Below are 19762 nucleotides of genomic sequence, written 5' to 3'. Positions count from 1 at the left end.
AAATTAATGACTCTCTAAATATATTAGTATAAATTAATCAGTATGTGTAAATTAATGAAAAAAGATATTAATGCATCATTATCAGGATTTAATCAATCTTTTTGAGATTTGTTTTGCTACTGAATATAACACAAAGCTTGTAAAAGGTGGTGATGAACCTATTTATTTACCTGCGGATGCAAAGCGATCTTATCATGCTTTGTGTTTTGCGCATGGTTTTTTTAGTAGTGCTTTACACGAATGTGCCCACTGGTTAATTGCTGGGGAAGAACGTAGAAAGCTGGTTGATTTTGGTTATTGGTACATGCCTGATGGGCGTAATGAAGAACAACAAACACTGTTTCAATGTGTAGAAGTAAAGCCACAAGCATTAGAATGGATACTTTCTAAGGCTTCGGGTTATAAATTTCATATAAGTATTGATAACTTAAATGGTACCGAGTCAGATACGATCTCGTTCAAACAATCAGTGTATAACCAGGTAATTTCTTACTGTAAGCACGGGCTATCAAAACGCGCGAAAAAATTTCGAGATACTCTATGTTGTTTCTATAATCAATCTCGTGTTTTAAGAGAGGGAGATTTTTCTTTGGAAGAGTTATAGCAACACATGATATATGTATCAGACGTCCTTGAAATGCATGAGCTTATTTTTATTTCTTAAGGCACGTCAAAGTCTGGAATTAACTGTGTTCGAAGCTAATTTTTAATGATGAAGCACAACACCGGTGGTCCAATCTAGATTCTTTATTGAAGAAATATAATTTACAGGTTGAGTTGCTGAGATCCCATAACCGTCAACCATTAACGCATGATAAAATGCCGGTAAGAGACAGAACGATTCTATATATTCATTATCAGGAAATTGCGTGCTCAGACCGTCCCATTGTTGATGACAAATCAGCGCGTTTGCTTGTTGCAATAAGTCTTGATTGGTAATTTGATTATTTTGAAATTGGAATGGTTCACTTTCCACAAGATTTGTTAATCCTCCGATAGCGTACCATATGTTAATACGATTGACAGTAAGAGTAGGTTGTACCTCGCTTTGGACTTTGTGCACACGATTGATCAATGACGATGCTTCCTGCTGACATGCAATAGCATCTCCCTGCCCCAAGTTGCCATCAGGAAGGGGGTAACCCTCTGAAAAGCATGAGTTTGCATCCAGTAACTGGTGTGTTACCTCGTTCTGCCCAAGTCCAAGAAAACTATGGACGAACAGATTAATATGTTTGCCATAAAGATCTAATTCTACTTGTGAGTTTTTATTAGTGTCGGTATTTTTTTGTATTGGAAAAGCAACTTGTACCGAAGCTCCACCAATATCCATGACACCTATGGGGTCAGCAGAGGGGGATTTAAGTGTGCCTATATGATAATTGACAGCAAGCCAATCGTATAACGCCTCATCATTTCCAGTGATTGTTTTTGCTTCAACCAGTTGCCACATAGGGCGTTGGTTAAACCAGTTTTGTATTTCTTTATAGTAAAGTTTCTGTTTGGTTTGTGGTATAAGACGCATTCCCCCAGTTGCATAAAAATAAACTGGAATGTTTTGGTTAGGAGCTCCGGAAAAGAGAATAGTCAGATAGGCATCTATGGTATTTTGATTCGCTTCGATTGTTGCAAGACCTGGTTTAATTTTTTTAGACCATATTTCATGAATTTGAGTCGGAGTGTTAGTTTCATCTAGATCATAGGTAAAAATATGTGCTCTTGAGCCGGTGCTTCCTGCATCAACTACCGCAATACATTGATGTTCAGTACATGAAGCAGACTCAGCATAAACATCAGTTACTACCAAAAGGAAAGAGATAATGAACCAAAAACAGCGCATAGCTAAGGAGCCTCGATAAAAAGTTTCCAAATGATACATTATGTATTTTTTATTTTCAATATGATATTATGCAGAAAAATGATGTGCTATTTTATTTCGTGTCGTAATTTTTTTAATTAGAATTATCAATTCGTAGTCTTGATGAATCCCAAGATGCCAAGCTAAAAATATCTGTATTCTATTTATAAATAGATTGGTACATCCTACGCAAGACATTGTGGCGTTTATAGCTTGATACTTATGCACTATTAGACTACTACCAATTACTTTTATTTTAATTATTTTCAGGCAGTAATTATCATGATGATGAATCAAGAATATCGAGGCTCTATTTATGCAATTTTATCTGGATTTCTTTACAGTTTTATCGGCTATTTTGGATTAAGTGCAATTAATGGTCATTTGTCAGCAAGCACGATGCTTTTTTGGCGCTTTTTGATTTCAAGCATTATCATTTTGTTTATTATGCTGCCAAAAATAAAAAAAAGTAGCGATTCTTATAAAAACATGGTTCTTGCTTTTTTAACAGGCATATTCTTTTATGGGATATCTACTTGGCTGTATTTTTTAGCCTCTCTATATATAGGCTCGGGATTGGCAATGGTAATTTTTTTTACTTATCCTGTTGTCATTATGCTGTTAAATTATTTTTTTTATGGCCAGTTGATTCCGCAAATTTATTATTTAGCGATCCTCATTATTTTATTCGGCATGGTGCTCATGGTGGATTTGGATGCATCATTTAATCTATGGGGTATGGTACTCGCTATTGCTTCTGCATTTTTCTACGCCTGTTACATTATTGGGAGTAAACGAAATTTACTCTCTCCAAATATGTCAACCTTTATGGTGTGTCTAGGATGTACGGTAACGAGTTTCTTTGTTTCATTTTTTAATCATTCTTTTGTTGTCCCAGCATCCATCACAGTTTGGGCTCATTTGTTTGGCATAGCTATTATTGCAACAGTAATACCTATTTTATTGTTATTATATAGTTTGAAATACATTAGTTCAGCAAAAGCTTCTATTTTATCGGTTTTAGAGCCAGTATTTGTAGTAATTTTTGGGGTATTACTTTTGGGCGAAAAAATTCAGCTTTGGAGTGTAGTGGGTATGGTTTTAGTTTTAGCTGGCGCAGTGATGACTTTATTTAGTCACAAAATTAATCTTGGCTACTTAAGAGTCCTATCAATGCGCCGTGAAAATGTTGGTTAAGTACTTAATGGAGTGCAACGTAACTTGGTTGCATTGCACTTCTTTTACGTTATGCCTTAATACCAACTTCCATTACAACCGCCACAACCCCCGCAGTCTGTAGCACAAGTTCCGCAACATGGGTTACTTGAACAGTTAGCCAGAAAGGCAGCTGAACACACTAAAATTACAGCCATTATTATTTTTTTCATACTTATCCTTGTTAGCACCTGTATATTAACTATACTCTAAGTTTTTGAATTTAACCAATTTATACCAAACTTTCTTCAGCCTGTAGCCATTGCAATTTCCATAAATTATAAATAAGTAATTGATTTTTTTTTGTATTTAAATAAGTGCTTAGCACTTTATAAGATAAGAAGCGATTATTAGCAATATAACCTAACAAATCCTTATCCACTCCCTCTATATCCCATGCACTTCCATTGATATAAAATTGATATTCAGATTGCTTATTTTGATGTTGATACGCAAATCGGCATGAAGCTTCTCTTATAAGATTTAATCCTGCTTTTATTTCTTTCATAAAACCCGATAAATCAATTAATTCATCTTCTTCCAAAGGAAGGGGTAAGTGGAATTCTGCTTGTTGATCGAGTCGTGTAGCAAAACAGCCAAACCAGGATTGTATCGTTTTTTCATCATTGATTAATTGTTGTAATAATTTCTGAGCATTATGCCAGGCAGAAGGCATGATTTCGGACGTATTTTGCAAATTAGACCAATCGGGATCTTGGTACAGATTTTTGAATAAACCTTTTTCAGATAAATAGTCACTAAAACTTTCTAATAATTCTTGTCCCTGATAACTACGATAGCCAAAAGAGTAAGTCATACATTCCTCTGACAGAGAGATACCATAATGACCCACATGGGGAGGAAGGTATAACATATCTCCCTCTTCAAGAATAAAACACTCTTCAATATCAAATTGATTCATGATACGTAACTCAAGGTCTTTTATATAGTTTTGGTTATTACACCCCTTAGTAGTTAACGACCATTCGCGTTTTCCTTTGGCCTGATATAAGAACACATCATAGTTATCATAATGAGGTCCAACACTTCCATGAAGAACAGCATAGCTAATCATAATATCGTCAATCCGCCATTGTGGAATGAAATTGAAATGATCAAGTAAGGCATAAACTTCAGGAACTAATCGATCTATACCTTGTACGAGTAAGGTCCAATGAGTTGGTGGTAAAGTGCTAAAGTCGTTTTCAGAAAATGGTCCACGTTTTAAATGCCAATAAGGTTTTTCATTAGGGGTTTCAAAAACCAGTCGGCTTTCAACATCCTCTTCCAGTGCAAGTCCAGCAAGCTCATCAGGAGATAATGGATGAGTGAATTCTGGCAAAGCCTTGCGAATCACTAGAGGTTTTTTTTGCCAATAGTCACTAAGAAAAGTTTTTAAAGAAATTTGCTGCAGATTGATCATTTACTGCGGTTACTCCCATGAGGTTGCATTGATTACCTTTAATTTGATTGAAGAATACGTTCTAGTTCACCTTTTGCTTGGCGAGAAAAATTAATTAAATCGCTTTCTTTATCAAAAAAATCAAATGAGCGAATTAATGTTGTTTCATCATGTTTTTTGAAGGCAGTCGCTTTTTTCTGAATATCTTCTGATTTATAGCCTAGGAATTTCATAATTTCTTTGGTCATAGTTAAAGAAGAATCAAATAATTCTCTAATAAAGTAATCCACACCCACTCGATGCAGTTCATATGCATGACGACGATTACGAGCACGCGCATAAATTTTGAGGTGGGGAAAATGGTATTTAGCTAACTCAACAATTCTTAGATTTGCATCAGGATTACCTACAGTGACAATCAATAGTTTTGCATGTTCAGCTCCTGCACTTTTCAATAAATCTAAACGACTTGCATCGCCAAAATGTCCAATGTATCCATATTTTCGCAGTAATGCAATTTGCTCGGGATTTTTTTCCAATACAGTAAATTTAATTTTTTCTCCATTGAGCAAACGACCAATGATTTGTCCAAAACGCCCATAGCCAGCAAGAATAATGCTATTTTTTTCATTAATAGAGTCATATTCGCGTTCAGGTACGAGGCTCATAAATTGGGGTACAATAAATCGATGGTAGATAAGCAATAAAAAAGGTGTGGCAAGCATTGATAACGCAACAACAAGAGTACAAAATGAGGCATTGTCATTGCTGATTACTTTGGTTTTACTGGCATAATCAAATAAAACGAAGGCAAACTCACTGCCCTGAGATAAAGCAAAAGCAAATCCCAAAGTTTGCAATTTAGTTAAATCAAAGATGCGTCCTAAAGCGGAAAGAATAAGCGCTTTGATGCTAATTAATGCAAGAACTGCTGTAAGAATGAGCCATGCTTTATGGGTAAAGAGAGAAAAGTTCATACCCATTCCTACAGAAACAAAAAATAATCCGAGTAAAATCCCTTTAAATGGTTGAATATCTGCATCAACTGCATGTTTGTATTCAGAGTTGGCCAATACAACCCCCGCAATAAATGCTCCTAAGGCAGGTGATACTCCTATTAATTCCATTAATAAAGTAATTCCTACCACTAAAGCAAGAGAAAAAGCAGTAAATACTTCGCGTAAGTTTGTTTTTGCAATGATGAAAAATAAATGTCTGGATACGAAATGGCCAATTAAAATAACGGCTCCAATGACTCCAGTTACTAAAAGAGCGTGCATCCATCTAGGAAAATGCATCATAAACGCTGCTTCATTAATATTGACTTTAATAACTCCATGCTGTTCAAGTAGAGGAATGATGATTAATATAGGAATTACGGCAATATCTTGGAATAACAATACAGCAAATGATGTTTCACCTTCAGCCGTTTTCAATAGATTTTTTTCTTGTAGCATTTGTAAAACAAGAGCTGTTGATGAAAGCGATAAAGCCATGCTTATCGCTAAGGTTTCTTGCCAAGCATACCCTAACATAAGTCCAAGTGCAGTGAGTATGCTCGTAGTTAAGATAACTTGTAATCCCCCCAGGCCTACGATAAGCCGCCGGAGTTTCCATAACATAGCAGGCTCTACTTCCAAACCGATAAGGAACAACATCATAATCACACCAAATTCACCAAAATTCATAATTTGTTGTGAGTTTTCTATGAGTTTAAATCCGAAAGGCCCAATAAGAATACCAACAGTGAGATATCCTAATACCGAGCCTAATTTGAACCGGCTAGCAATAGGGACCATAATACTCGCTGATACTAAAAAAATGAATGTATTAAGTAGCATGTGATTATTCATAATTAAACCTGGTTATTATTTGGCATGACAGTTCTTAAATTTCTTACCACTGCCACAAGGACAAGGCGCGTTACGCGCAACTTGAGGTTTATGGATTTTATTTAAATTTGGTTTATGTACGCCGCATACATAATACCAACGACCATTTTCTTTGTGAAACTCACTTAGTTCATGAATGGTTTTTATCTGATTGTGTTCAGAAAAACGTGCGGCAAACTCGACAAAACCTCTATGTGAAGTAGGGATATCGGATTTAATCACTGTTAAGTCAATCCATTTAACACTCGTAGCCCACTGAGCAGCTTCAAATTCATTAAAGCCTATGAGTGCTTTGCCCTTCATGGTGCATTTGATGTAATCAATTTTTCCTAGGCTGTATGCTGTATATCGTGAGCGCATCAACTGCTCAGGAGTTTGTGGTAGCTCCTGACTATCAAGATATAAACCACAACATTTTTCATAAGTATTTTGTGATCCACAAGGACAAAGTAACATGGTATGATCCAAAGCGAAACATAATCTAATTTTTGGGATTATAGATTATATTCGATATGGTATTAAATTTTTACTAAATTACACGATTATTTAGGGTAAATGAATGAATTCCTACTTATTCACGCAAAATATAGAGCAAATCAATCATCAAGAAAGTATTAGTCGGTTAGAGGAAGGGACGGTTTTATTTTTTCCTAAATACTTTTATACCTCTATAGATCCTGTTTTGCTCTCTGAAAATATCCTCGATGGGAGTCGTAAAAATATAAGTTACGATATCCGTACCCAAAAGCTCGGTGCTTATAAAAAAGAAATTAATGGGTTGAAGGAGCAACTTTCATCGATGATGCATGGGTATGCTGAGTTTACGCATCAATTAATTCAGAAGGTTCTTCCTTCTTATATCCCTCATTTACAATGGGGACGAACCAGCTTTAGGCCTGCGCAAGTTCAAGGCCGTGTTTCTTCAAAACGTAAAGATGATACTCGGTTACATGTAGATTCATTTGCAGCAAGCCCAGTCCATGGCTTAAGAATTTTACGTGTTTTTTGTAATGTCAATCCAAATAACGAGCCTCGAATTTGGAATCTTGGTGAGCCATTTACAGATGTGCTTCATCGTTTTGGACCTAAAATCGCATCTTACAGTAAAATCAAAGCAAAACTTCTAAAGTTTGTTAAAGCAACCAAAACTTTGCGTTCACCTTATGATCATTATATGTTGCATCTACATGATACGATGAAACTTGACGATTTGTATCAAGCAAAAGCTCAAAAGATACAAGTTGATTTCCCTGCTCAAAGTACTTGGATAGTGTTTACTGATCATGTGTCGCATGCGGCGCTTAGTGGTCAGCATTTACTAGAGCAAACCTTTTATCTTCCAGTGGATAATATGGCTAATCCAGATTTTTCACCCTTGAATCAATGGAAGAGGATTCGTCCAGAATTGCATAATACCCACGTTGCTTTATAAAATATAGGCCTGTGTTGGCCATTGATTTCCACTACCAGTTCAGGCATAAAGTGCAGGACATAGGAGAGTGAGTTGTACAAACCCTGGTTATATTGGGTGTTAGATGCTTAATAGTGTCTTTTTAACATTTTAGGATGCTTTAAATACTTTTCAATTTCTTTAGATGTTAGCGGTTTACTGAAAAGAAAGCCCTGCACTTCATCACAATGTTGTTTTTTTAAAAAATCCAATTGCTTTTGATTTTCGACTCCTTCAGCAAGCACTTTAAAATTAAAACTTCGTGCCATAGAAATAATCGCTTCTATAATAACTTCATCACTATGTGATGTTGATATATTTTGGACAAACGATTGGTCTATTTTTATGCAATCAATATGGAGCTGTTTTAGATAGTTGATGCTGGAATTTCCAGTACCAAAATCATCTAGTGCAATTTTAATGCCTAATTGTTTGAGTTGATTCAGCATATAAATAATATCTTGATGGGTTATAACAACATTCTCCGAAATTTCAAACTCTAAATATTGGGGATTAAGCTGATATTCATTTAGAATTTTTTTAACAAAATCAATGAAATGAGGTTGTCGTAATTGTCGGGAAGTAATATTTACAGCGACCTGAACATAAGGCAAGTTATTTTTATGCCAGATATTTATTTGTTGGCACACTTCCCTAAGAATCCATTCTCCAATGGGTATAATGAGACCAGTTTCCTCAGTAAATGGAATAAAATCCATAGGAAGTAATAAACCTTTTTGTGGATGCTTCCATCGGATTAATGCTTCAACGGATAATAATCCTTGTTGGTGAATATTAAATTGAGGTTGATATACTAGAAAAAATTCATTATTATTCAGAGCATTATGCAATTCAGCTTCCATTAAAAAGCATTGTTTATTGTGTTCATATAATCGAACATCATACAAAGAAAATTGGTTTCCTCCTTGTTCTTTTGCTTGATACATTGCTAAATCAGCATTCTTTAATAGATCATTAGCGGTTTCTCCATCTTGAGGATAGATACTTATCCCCAAAGCAGTAGTTATAAATAAATCCCGATTTGTGATTTTGAATGGTTCCTTCATAGAATTTAAAATTTTATTGGCAATTGTATAAATATTATTTTTCTCAACTCTATGACAAATCATTACAAACTCATCTCCACCCATTCTTGCCAGGGTATCTCCATCTCGAACTAATAAGCTCCATCTTTGTCCAATCATACGTAATAATGTATCCCCAACTTCATGGGATAGACTGTCATTGACTAGTTTAAATCGATCTAAATCAAAATAGAGTATTGCAAATTTTCGTTTTTGATTATTTGCATTATTGATACTTGTTCGTATTCTATCGATTAATAAAACGCGATTGGGTAATTGGGTTAATGGATCATGGAGTGCTTGATAGGTCAGTTTTTTTTCAAGATTGGCGCGTTCGGTGATATCATGGAAACTCCATACCCGTCCAATGATAACATCATTTAAACGATGTGGAAGAGAATAGCATTCTAGTGTCTTTCCATTTTTAAAAGACACGATACTACTACTGATTTCAGCTATATTTTTTTTAAGGCGGTTAAGGTCTTCCAAATATGTTTTAGGTTTAAAGAGCTGATTGAGCATGTAATATAAGATGATTAATCCATCATTGGTTTCTAACATGGATTTTGGAATATCCCACATGGAAATAAACTTAGAATTACAATCAATAATTTTATAATTTAGATCAGTAACTAAAATTCCATCTGTAGATGACTCAAACGTTGAACGTAGAATCGATAAAGATTGCTGTAACGATTTGGTTTGTTCGGCTACAGTTTTTTGGAGTATTTTTTCATGATGTTTTGCATTATTGGTCAAAATCCATTTTCTTGTCAAAGCACAAGCCAGTTGCCTTACGACAACTATATCAAATGGTTTTCTCAAAATAAGATAATTGTCACCCATTCCTAACTCTTTTACAGTTTCTCCCCAACTGAAATCAGAATATGCTGTGCAAATTACCACTTGGATGTCAGGATCAATTTGCCACATTTGTTTAATTGTCGAAATTCCATCCCAACCTGGAGGCATTCTTATATCGACAAAAGCTAAAGCATAATGTATCCCATTCTCCAGATCTTGTTTTATTTTTTTTATTGCTTCCTGTCCTTGGTATGCTGTATTAAAAATAAATTTAGGTAAAAAGCGCTCCATATCAGCATTTTCTGACTCATTTAAAAGCGGATCATCGAATAGTTGTTGTTCAAAATAAGCAAGCTCAGCTCGGGCATCTGAGGAGGTAAGAACTTTAATAAAATCCATATGAATGGAAGAATTATCATCAATAATCATAATATGTAATGGTATGTCACCCATAAATTTCTCCTTGTTTGCTTAAATCAGCAACAGGTAATGTCAATATAAATTGGGCGCCGTATCCTTCTCCACAACTTTCTGCAAAGAGTTTTCCTCCTATTTCTTTGGCTGATAATGCTGAACTATGTAAACCAAAGCCATGACCGTTTTTTTTAGTGGTAAATCCATAGGCAAAAATATGGTGCAAATTATCTGAGGTAATTCCAATACCATTATCACTGATAATTATTTGTAAAGATTCTTTATTTAGTTTTTGTATGCTTATCTTAATTTCTTTTATCGGAGTAGGCGATTTATCAAGAACAGAATCTTTAGCGTTTTGGAGCAAATTAATTAATATGTGTAAAAGCTTGGCCTTATCAACAAAAATCAAGGGTGCTGGTTGAAAATCCTTGACAATTGTGATGTCTTTTTTAGAGGAGTCCATCGTGATATTTAAGGCAATATCAATTAACTCAGGGATATAAACTGATTCCTTAAAGTTTGAAAGCCCACTAATTGATTTTTGCATGTCTACGATTTGATTAATATGTTGCAAGTGATGCTGTAGGTTATCAATTTCAATATTATTTCTCGCATCTTCTTCTAAAATAATTTTAGAAAGCGATAAGAGGAATTTGGGGATAATCATTCCTTTGGGATCATTATTTAAAAAATAAGCTAAATCGCTGTGGTGTTGTTCTATCATGGTTAATATTCTTATTAATTTTTTATGATAAGCCTGTTTGTAGCTATTTTTTATTAAAGCAATGGAAACATTAGAACTGTTTAAGATATTTCCAATGTTATGCAAAATAGTGGTTGCAACTTCAGCCATTCCAGCACGACGCGCAGCAGATGAAATTTGATGATTTAACTCTTTAATTTTTTCTTCAGTTCTTTTATTTTTATGGATATCAATCATAATACCAGTAAGATGCTTATCAGCATCTGCACACTGCCCGATCATCCGGTACCAGCGGTACTCTCTATTTGGATTTTTTACTCTTATCTCACATTCATAATCTATATGTTCACTTAAAGCTCTTTCTACTTTTTGAACAAAATCACATCGGTCTTGTATATGGATTAATTCGATAAACTCACGCAAAGAAGGAGGTTTGTTAATAGGATTTAAATGAAATAATTTGAATAATTCATTTGACCAAATTGTATGATCAGTATTTCCATCATAGGACCAATATCCTAATCCAACAATATGTTGTGCGCGTTCAAGTTTCTCCTTTAATTTCATCATTTTTCGAGAAGAAATTGCTCTGGCTCGTTCACGCATGCAACGTTCTTGCTCTGCTTCGATATAAGTATTATTAATGTGATTTAAGAAGGTTAGCCATTGTTCTGTATTTTCCGGTTTTTGATTCGGATCAATTTTAGAGCGCGCTAGCTGTCTCTTTAATAATTTATGAATGTCCATAATAATTTTACAGTTCACATATCGTAGTAATGGTCATTGATGTACTCGAGCTTTTGCACGTTTTAAAGTCGTATGAGCGAATTTTGTCGCAACAACAGCAATACTGATCAAAAATACAATTACCGAAAATTTCACCTGTAGTAGAACAATTAACTATTTTTAATGGAGAATAAACATCAGCTAATTGCAGTATTGGCGCATGAAAATCATAGGATTTTGGGGCAGCAAAAATGAGAACCAAGGTATTTGCTGAATCAAGTTCAGGAAATTTTTTTAAGCTCCATCCTTTATGTTTAAAGAACTGAAATGTTTTAATTTCCATACCCGCTCCTTGTTCTCTTACAGGACTAATTGATGAATAATTATTCATCAGTTAAAAGTATAGTGTTTCTCTTAAGTTTTTTCAGCCATCATGAAGACTCAAAAATCCCAACATCTTCAATATTTTTGTCTTATTCGCTAGATTTCAATGATTTTTTGGGGATAACAACAGCATAGAATGCTCATTAGCCATTACGATTTTTTTTGCTACCCAAACAAAAATTCGTTATGATGACTTCGATTAATTTGTGTAAGGAACGTGGTTTTTATGGAAGGAGAAGCATCACCTGCCAAAAATAAAAAAAAAATGGTGATTTCTAAATATTGGCGAGAGCGATTTCCATCAGAGAACTTTTTAGGGTTGATTATCATTTTAATCACTTTAGTAGCTTTATTGTGGTTCTACTTTGCCCATAAAAAACCGAAAGAAATTGGCCCCAAACCGATACCTATAGTGGCTGGGGTTTCTACAACTCGCGATGTACCTATTTACCTTTCTGCTTTAGGGACAGTAACACCGGTTTATACTGTATCTGTTCAATCTCAAATCAATGGCATATTAATGAAAGTGCTCTTCAAAGAAGGTCAATTGGTCAAAAAAGGACAGTTGCTCGCACAAATTGATCAACGTCCCTATGAAGCATTACTCACGCAGTATGAAGGAAACTTAAAAAGAGATTCAGCGTTATTAGCCAATGCAAGAATTGATTTAAAACGTTATCAAAAATTATGGCAAGAAGATTCAATTTCACAGCAAACATTAGCGACTCAGCAAGCATTAGTCGAGCAATATGAGGGAAACGTTAAATCGGATTTAGGGCTAATTCAAAGTACTAAAATTAATCTTATTTATTGCAATATAACTTCGCCAATTGACGGGCGAATTGGATTACGATTGATTGATCCTGGCAATATTGTGCAAATATCAAATACACAAGGCATTGCTGTTGTTACTACTATGGATCCAATTACTGTGATTTTTCCTATCGCAGAAGATTATGTACCGCAAATAGCTCCAAAAGCTTATAGCAACCAGGAAATGGAAGTTAGCGTTTATGATAGGCAACAAGAGCATTTACTTGCAAAAGGAACGTTGTTGGCTTTAGATAACCAAATTAGTACGACTACCGGAACAGTCAGACTAAGAGCTGTTTTTAATAATGAGAAAAAAAAATTATTTCCTAATCAGTTTGTTAATGTGAAAATATTGGTTGACACATTACATGACGCTACTGTTGTACCAACAGCTGCTGTGCAACATACAACAACGGAGGATTTTGTTTATGTTATTAATTCAGATCATACTGTAGCAACTCAGAAAATTGTAATGGGACCCGCTAGTGGCGATGATACTGTGATTAAAAGTGGTTTATTACCTGGTCAAAAAATTGTAATTAATGGTGCTGATAAATTAATTAACGGTTCTAAAGTGCTGATAGAAGCTGAGCATTCTAAGGAGATACCTGTTAAAACAGCCAGTATAGCCGTTTCGCTATTGGGGTGACATGAGTATTTCAGGCCCATTTATCGCAAGAGCAATAGCAACTTCATTATTAATGTTTGCTATCTTCCTTACAGGGGCCTTATCTTACAAATTATTACCTGTTTCTGCTTTACCTGAGGTGGAATATCCAACGATTCAAGTGTCTACTTTTTATCCTGGCGCAAGCCCAGATGTGATGAGTACGACGGTGACTGCACCACTTGAACGCCAATTTGGTCAAATGCCTGGATTGGACCAAATGACATCAAATAGTTCAACGGGCTCATCGATTATCACCTTACAATTTAATTTGGACATGAGTCTTGATGTGGCCGAACAAGAAGTGCAGCAAGCGATTAATGCGGCAAGTAGTTACTTACCTAAGGCTCTTCCCAATCCACCTATATACAGCAAAGTAAATCCCGCAGATACACCCATCCTCACTTTGGCCTTAACTACAAATACCTTACCTTTAACCAAAGTAGAAGACTACGCAGAAACACGTCTTGTTCCTAAAATTTCTCAATTATTGGGTGTTGGTTTAGTCAGTATAGGTGGCGGGCATAGGCCTGCAGTGCGCATCCAAGCAAATCCTGATGCTTTATCCGCTTATGGATTAACTATGGAGAATATACGGACTTTAGTGATGTCCTCTAATGTGAATGCAGCAAAAGGAAATTTTGATGGACCAAGGTTGGCCTATACCATTAATTCTAATGATCAATTATTATCTGCTGCTGATTATCGTCCCTTAATTATTGCTTACCAGAATGGAGCTCCTGTTCGTTTATCTGATGTAGCTCGTGTTATTGATGGATCAGAAAACAACATGCAAGCAGCATGGATGAATAAAGAGCCAGCTATTATCATTAACATACAGCGCCAACCAGGAGCTAATGTTATCGAAGTAACAGAGCGAGTCAAAAAGCTGCTCAAGCAAATGCGGGTAGCAATTCCTGCGGGTGTGGATGTAAAAATACTGACTGATCGTACCACGAGTATTCGTGCTTCTGTAGAAAATGTCCAATTAGAATTACTTTTGTCTGTAGTATTAGTTGTTATGGTGATTTTTCTTTTTTTACGCAAACTTTCCGCAACAATTATTCCGAGTATTTCAGTGCCATTGGCTCTTGTAGGTACATTGGGGCTAATGTATTTGCTCGGTTTCAGTTTAAATAATCTTACATTAATGGGGTTAACTATTGCAGCGGGTTTTGTAGTCGATGATGCGATCGTCATGATTGAAAATATTACGCGCTATATTGAAATGGGTGAAAAACCTATAGAGGCTTCCCACAAGGGAGCTGCGCAAATTGGTTTTACCATTATTTCATTGTCTATTTCTCTAGTTGCCGTATTAATTCCCTTACTTTTTATGGGCGATGTAGTAGGGCGATTATTTCGTGAGTTTGCCCTGACTTTAACTATAACCATCGCGATTTCAGCTTTTGTTTCTTTGACGTTGACTCCCATGCTTTGCTCTCGGATTTTAAAACCCCACAGTGAAAGTCATACAACGCGTTTAGAGCAATTTTTAGAGCGAAAGTTAAATTCTCTTGTTGATTATTATAAACTTTCTTTGGGTTGGGTTCTTTCGCGACAACCTTTGATATTGTTGGTTTTCTTTATTACCGTACTCATTACCGGTATTTTATTATACCTAATCCCTAAAGGTTTTTTCCCTATTCAGGATACTGGAGTTATTCAGGGAGTTTCTGTAGCTTCTGACTCTGTTTCTTTTCAAGAAATGGCTAATCGTCAGCAAGCTTTAGTAAAGGCAGTACTTACTGATCCTGCTGTTGAAAATGTTTCTTCATTTATTGGTATTGATGGTACAAATGTTACCTTAAATAATGGACGCATTCTAATTAATTTAAAACCCTTAGATGAACGCCTAGGTGTAACCGAGGTGATGAATCGTTTGCGGTCTAAAGTTCAGCAAGTTGTAGGGGCAACGTTATACATGCAGCCAGTGCAAGATCTGACCATAGATACACTGACAAGTCGCACCCAATTTCAATACAGCATTAGTGCTCCTGATAAGGAAGAGGTTACCAAATGGTCTAATTTAATGTTAGAAAAAATGCACCAAATCCCCATTTTGAAAGATGTGAATACTGATCAACAAAATAATGGGTTGGTGACTGCAATTGAGATTGATAGAGATACTGCATACCGACTTGGAATTACGATGCAGATGATAGATGATACTTTATATGATTCTTTTGGGCAGCGACAAATATCCATTATGTTCACTCAACGTAACCAATATCGGGTCGTGTTGGAGGTATTCCCTACGTTACAAAGAGAATCAGTTGCTTTTGATAACATCTATATTAATTCTATAATCACAACTACTCCAAATAGTACAGTGACTACTGCTCCTGTTCCTAATTCTCCTACCACGTCTTATCGAGTGGCAAATCCATCAGTAGCTAGCTCGCTGAATCTTGGGTCTACCACAGGGGTTAGCGTCAGTGGCTCTGTACCCATTAAAACTTTTGCCAATTTAAAACAACAAGTAGCGCCATTAGTGATTGCTCACAAGGATCAATTTCCCTCTGCAACACTTTCATTTAATCTTGCTCACAATGCTTCATTAGGCGATGCTGTAACCCAAATAGAAGCAGCAAAGAATAGTCTGAATCTGCCATTGAGTGTAGAGGCTGATTTTCAAGGAACAACAAAAAGTTTCCAAAAATCACTTGCCAATGAAGGATGGCTGGTATTTGCTGCTGTTGTAGTCGTCTATATTATCTTGGGTGTTCTTTATGAAAGTTATATTCATCCATTAACTATTTTATCTACTTTACCCTCTGCATCTATGGGAGCATTATTAGCGTTATATCTCTGTGGGAATGAATTAACAATTATTGCTTTAATTGCAATTATTTTATTGATTGGCCTTGTCTTAAAAAATGCGATCATGATGATTGATTTTGCGCTTGAGCAAGAACGCGAATACCAACGTCAACCCAAAGATGCAATCTATGAAGCTGCTTTATTACGCTTTAGACCGATTCTAATGACTACGATGGCCTCTATGCTCGGTGCAATTCCGTTAGCTTTAAGTCATGGCATAGGGGGGGAGCTGCGTCGTCCTCTGGGTATCGCTATTATTGGTGGTTTAATTGTGAGTCAGCTAATCACTTTATATACCACTCCTATTATTTATCTTACTTTTGATCGTATATCGCGTAAGGTAATGAGCTATGGTAAACGCAATTCTGATGTATCGGAGGCTGGATTGTGAATTTATCATCCTTATTTATTAAAAAACCTATAGCAACTATTTTGTTAGCATTAGGTTTAAGTTTTGCAGGAATTCTTGCCTTTGATTTATTGCCTGTAGCGCCATTACCTCAGATTGATTTTCCGACAATTACCGTACAAGCTCAGTTACCTGGAGGGAGCCCAGAAACCATGGCGACTTCGGTTGCTGCACCATTAGAACGACAGATAGGGCGAATCGCCGGGATTACTCAGCTTACTTCTTCGAGTACTTTAGGACAAACGCTCATTATTGTACAATTTGATTTGTCGCGTAATATTGATGGGGCAGCACGTGATATTCAAGCAGCAATTAATGCCGCAATGAGCCAGTTGCCTACAAATTTAACGAACAATCCTACCTATCGCAAGGTGAATCCTGCTGATGCACCGATTATGCTTCTCGCATTGACTTCAGATGAATTTACTCCAGGACAATTATATGATGTGGCATCGACTCTGTTACAACAGAAGATTTTGCGTATAGAGGGAGTAGGACAGGTCAATGTGGGGGGAAGTTCATTACCCGCAGTACGTGTTGAAATAAATCCCACTGCTTTAAATAAATATGGGATAGGACTAGGCCAATTAGGGACAATAATTGCAGAGGCTAATGTGAATTTGGCAAAGGGCCAACTAATTCATGATCAGACTGTCTCAGTAATTAAAAGTAATGATCAAATGCTTAAGGCATCAGAATATGCGCCACTGATTATTAGCTACTTCAATAATCAGCCTGTACGTCTCTCAGACGTAGCCCATGTCTATGATTCTGTTGCTAATGTACATACGGCGGGCTTAGCAAATGGAAAACCTGCAGTGCTCTTGGTTTTATTTAAACAACCAGGAGCGAATGTGATTAAAACTGTCGATCGGGTAAGAGAAATTTTACCGCAACTTGAGGCCTCTATGCCAAAGAACATCCAATTAAATATTTTAATGGATAGAACCTCAACAATTCGCACTTCATTGCATGATGTAGAGCTTACTTTACTTATTTCCATGTGTTTGGTTATTTTTGTAACGTACCTTTTTCTTGGCAGTTTCAGGGCAATGATGATCCCAGGTATAGCTGTTCCATTGTCTTTGCTTGGAACTTTTGCGGTTATGAAATTATTAAATTACAGTCTTGATAATTTATCGCTCATGGCTTTAACCATTTCTACAGGATTTGTGGTCGATGATGCTGTTGTGGTATTGGAAAACATTTCTCGCCATATAGCACTGGGTAAAAAACCATTACAAGCTGCTTTTGATGGCTCAAGAGAAATTGGTTTTACGGTACTTTCCATTAGTATTTCCTTAATTGCGGTATTTATTCCAATTTTATTGATGGGGGGAATTGTTGGTCGCTTATTTCGTGAATTTGTCGTAACGTTATCCATAGCAATACTGATTTCACTTGTTATTTCATTAACATTGACTCCAATGATGTGCTCACGAATGTTACATGAAAATGAGGGAGAGCAAAGTAATTTTTTTATGCGTTTTACTGAGCGAGTGCGATTACGTTATGCTAATGGCTTACATTGGGCACTATTTCATCCAAGATTCATGTTGGTTCTTATGTTTGCCACGATTATTTTAACTGTTTATTTATTTATTATTATACCCAAAGGTTTTTTCCCCCAACAAAATACAGACAGGATCGCAGGTACTTTGCGAGCAGATCAAGATATCTCCTTTCATGCAATGAGAAAAAAATTAAGTCAATTTGTTTCCAAAATAAAAGAAGACACTGCTGTAGCAAATGTTGCAGCATTTATAGGAAGTGGTCCAGGGAATAATACAACGAATACGGGCACTGTTTTTATCATGTTGAAACCACCAAAAGCTAATAGCCCTACAAGCGACCAGGTTGTCGGCCGTTTGCGAAAAGAACTGGCTTCAATTTCTGGTGCAACTTTATATATGCAGTCAGCCCAAGATTTAACTATTGGTGGTCGAGCTGCTGCAGCCCAATTTCAATACACGGTTTCTGCTGATAATTTGCAAGATCTTGCGATCTGGACTCCCCGTATCATGGAACAGTTATCAAAAATTCATGGGATTGTTGATTTGAATAATGATCAGCTTAATCATGGGTTACAAACCTTTGTGAACGTAAATCATGATACGGCATCACGTTTTGGCATTACGCCACAACAGGTTGACCAAGTGCTTTATCATGCTTTTGGACAAAGTCAGATTTCAGTGATGTATATGCCAATGAATCAATATTATGTGGTCATGAATGTCGCTCAAAAATATTGGCAATATCCTTCTGTTTTAGATGAAATCTATGTCAAATCCTCAGCGGGTTACGAGGTTCCTTTATCGGCGTTTGCTGAGTTTAAGTCAGGCTCTACTTTATTATCTGTAAACCATCAAGGTCTGGCTCCTGCGGCAACATTTTCATTTAATTTAGCTCCAGGGAGCTCTCTTGGTGGCGTAGTGAATAAAATTACTACCATGGTTAATAAATTAAATTTACCACCAACTATGCGAGGAGCATTTCAAGGTACTGCACAAGCATTTCAAGAGTCTTTTGCAAATGAAAAATTTTTGATTTTAACTGCTATCCTAGCAGTTTATATTGTGCTTGGAATGCTTTATGAAAGTTTAGTTCATCCAATAACAATTTTATCTACTTTGCCATCAGCTGGGGTTGGTGCATTATTGGCATTATTATTATTCAAGTCTGATCTGAGCATCATTGCACTTATTGGGATGATTCTTCTGATTGGAATTGTGAAAAAAAATGCCATTATGATGATTGATTTTGCTTTGGAAGCGGAGCGTTTGGAGAATAAATCCCCACGTGACGCAATCTATGAAGCGGCACTATTGCGTTTTCGTCCGATTATGATGACTACAATGGCTGCTATATTAGGTGCTATGCCTTTGATCATTGGGTTTGGGGTTGGCTCCGAATTACGTCGACCCTTAGGTATTGCGATTGTTGGGGGGTTAATTATGAGTCAATTATTAACGCTCTATACCACTCCAGTAATTTATTTAACAATGGACACTGCAGGCATTCGGGTTCGTCATTTTATGAAACGGCTTAAATTAAGAGGTGCCTATGGACACTCATAATCCATATAAACAAAGAGTGGCGAAGTTCAGCCGAAGA

The 19762-nt window shown here is 36.1% G+C and carries 14 protein-coding genes; 6 read left to right on the top strand and 8 right to left on the bottom strand.

The window, feature by feature from the left end; translation table 11 throughout:
• Positions 1–70: 70 nt before the first annotated feature.
• Entirely contained in the window at positions 71–604 is a 534-nt protein-coding gene (locus DYH34_RS11540) for an elongation factor P hydroxylase (protein WP_058465702.1), read from the top strand.
• Between the two features lie 102 nt (positions 605–706).
• Here the strand turns inward: DYH34_RS11540 and DYH34_RS11535 are convergent, their stop codons facing one another.
• Positions 707–1840, bottom strand: coding sequence for an acetate and sugar kinases/Hsc70/actin family protein (locus DYH34_RS11535; RefSeq protein WP_058465864.1), 1134 nt, complete (start codon positions 1838–1840; stop codon positions 707–709).
• A 303-nt stretch (positions 1841–2143) separates the two neighbouring features.
• Here DYH34_RS11535 and DYH34_RS11530 point away from each other — a divergent pair, with 303 nt between their 5' ends.
• A complete protein-coding gene (locus DYH34_RS11530) occupies positions 2144–3055 on the top strand; it encodes a DMT family transporter (RefSeq protein ID WP_172465439.1) in 912 nt (303 codons plus the stop codon).
• 56 nt (positions 3056–3111) lie between these two features.
• Here DYH34_RS11530 and DYH34_RS18560 read toward each other — a convergent pair whose 3' ends face one another.
• From DYH34_RS18560 to DYH34_RS11515, 4 genes are read right to left on the bottom strand one after another with little or no spacing between them, the layout of a single operon-like run.
• Positions 3112–3246 carry a hypothetical protein gene (locus DYH34_RS18560; protein WP_274519447.1) on the bottom strand — a complete coding sequence of 45 codons (135 nt, stop codon included), beginning with the start codon at positions 3244–3246 and terminating at the stop codon, positions 3112–3114.
• 59 nt (positions 3247–3305) lie between these two features.
• Positions 3306–4496, bottom strand: a complete 1191-nt coding sequence (locus DYH34_RS11525) for a cupin domain-containing protein (protein WP_058465704.1) — start codon at positions 4494–4496, stop codon at positions 3306–3308.
• 38 nt (positions 4497–4534) lie between these two features.
• Entirely contained in the window at positions 4535–6328 is a 1794-nt protein-coding gene (locus tag DYH34_RS11520) for a monovalent cation:proton antiporter-2 (CPA2) family protein (RefSeq protein WP_058465705.1), read from the bottom strand.
• A gap of 15 nt (positions 6329–6343) precedes the next feature.
• Complete coding sequence (locus DYH34_RS11515) at positions 6344–6823, bottom strand: YchJ family protein (RefSeq protein WP_058465706.1); 480 nt, start codon at positions 6821–6823, stop codon at positions 6344–6346.
• A gap of 103 nt (positions 6824–6926) precedes the next feature.
• Here DYH34_RS11515 and kdoO point away from each other — a divergent pair, with 103 nt between their 5' ends.
• Positions 6927–7799: a Kdo hydroxylase KdoO gene (kdoO, locus tag DYH34_RS11510; RefSeq protein WP_058465707.1), complete on the top strand. Its 873-nt coding sequence runs from the start codon at positions 6927–6929 to the stop codon at positions 7797–7799.
• A 107-nt stretch (positions 7800–7906) separates the two neighbouring features.
• On the opposite strand, the gene DYH34_RS11505 is transcribed toward kdoO, so the two are convergent.
• Genes DYH34_RS11505 through DYH34_RS11495 form a run of 3 tightly spaced genes read right to left on the bottom strand, consistent with a single transcriptional unit; the run spans position 7907 to position 11895 of the window.
• The gene (locus tag DYH34_RS11505; protein WP_058465708.1) at positions 7907–10159 is read right to left on the bottom strand and encodes an EAL domain-containing protein; all 2253 of its coding nucleotides are present in this window, start codon (positions 10157–10159) and stop codon (positions 7907–7909) included.
• Positions 10152–11573 (bottom strand): sensor histidine kinase, encoded by a 1422-nt coding sequence (locus DYH34_RS11500; protein WP_058465709.1) that lies wholly within the window; start codon positions 11571–11573, stop codon positions 10152–10154. Before DYH34_RS11500 ends, DYH34_RS11505 begins: the two co-directional genes overlap by 8 nt.
• 7 nt (positions 11574–11580) lie before the next feature.
• A complete protein-coding gene (locus DYH34_RS11495; RefSeq protein WP_058465710.1) occupies positions 11581–11895 on the bottom strand; it encodes a hypothetical protein in 315 nt (104 codons plus the stop codon).
• A gap of 267 nt (positions 11896–12162) precedes the next feature.
• Between DYH34_RS11495 and DYH34_RS11490 the strand changes: the two genes are divergently transcribed.
• The 3 genes from DYH34_RS11490 to DYH34_RS11480 are packed head-to-tail and all read left to right on the top strand — an operon-like array spanning position 12163 to position 19725.
• Positions 12163–13398, top strand: coding sequence for an efflux RND transporter periplasmic adaptor subunit (locus tag DYH34_RS11490; RefSeq protein ID WP_058465711.1), 1236 nt, complete (start codon positions 12163–12165; stop codon positions 13396–13398).
• 1 nt (position 13399) lies between these two features.
• Entirely contained in the window at positions 13400–16630 is a 3231-nt protein-coding gene (locus DYH34_RS11485; protein ID WP_058465712.1) for an efflux RND transporter permease subunit, read from the top strand.
• Positions 16627–19725, top strand: a complete 3099-nt coding sequence (locus DYH34_RS11480; protein ID WP_058465713.1) for an efflux RND transporter permease subunit — start codon at positions 16627–16629, stop codon at positions 19723–19725. Before DYH34_RS11485 ends, DYH34_RS11480 begins: the two co-directional genes overlap by 4 nt.
• The last annotated feature ends 37 nt before the right edge of the window (positions 19726–19762 follow it).

It is taken from the genome of Legionella cincinnatiensis (assembly GCF_900452415.1).
GTDB lineage: Bacteria > Pseudomonadota > Gammaproteobacteria > Legionellales > Legionellaceae > Legionella > Legionella cincinnatiensis.
This window is presented reverse-complemented; position numbering and strand designations above follow the sequence as displayed.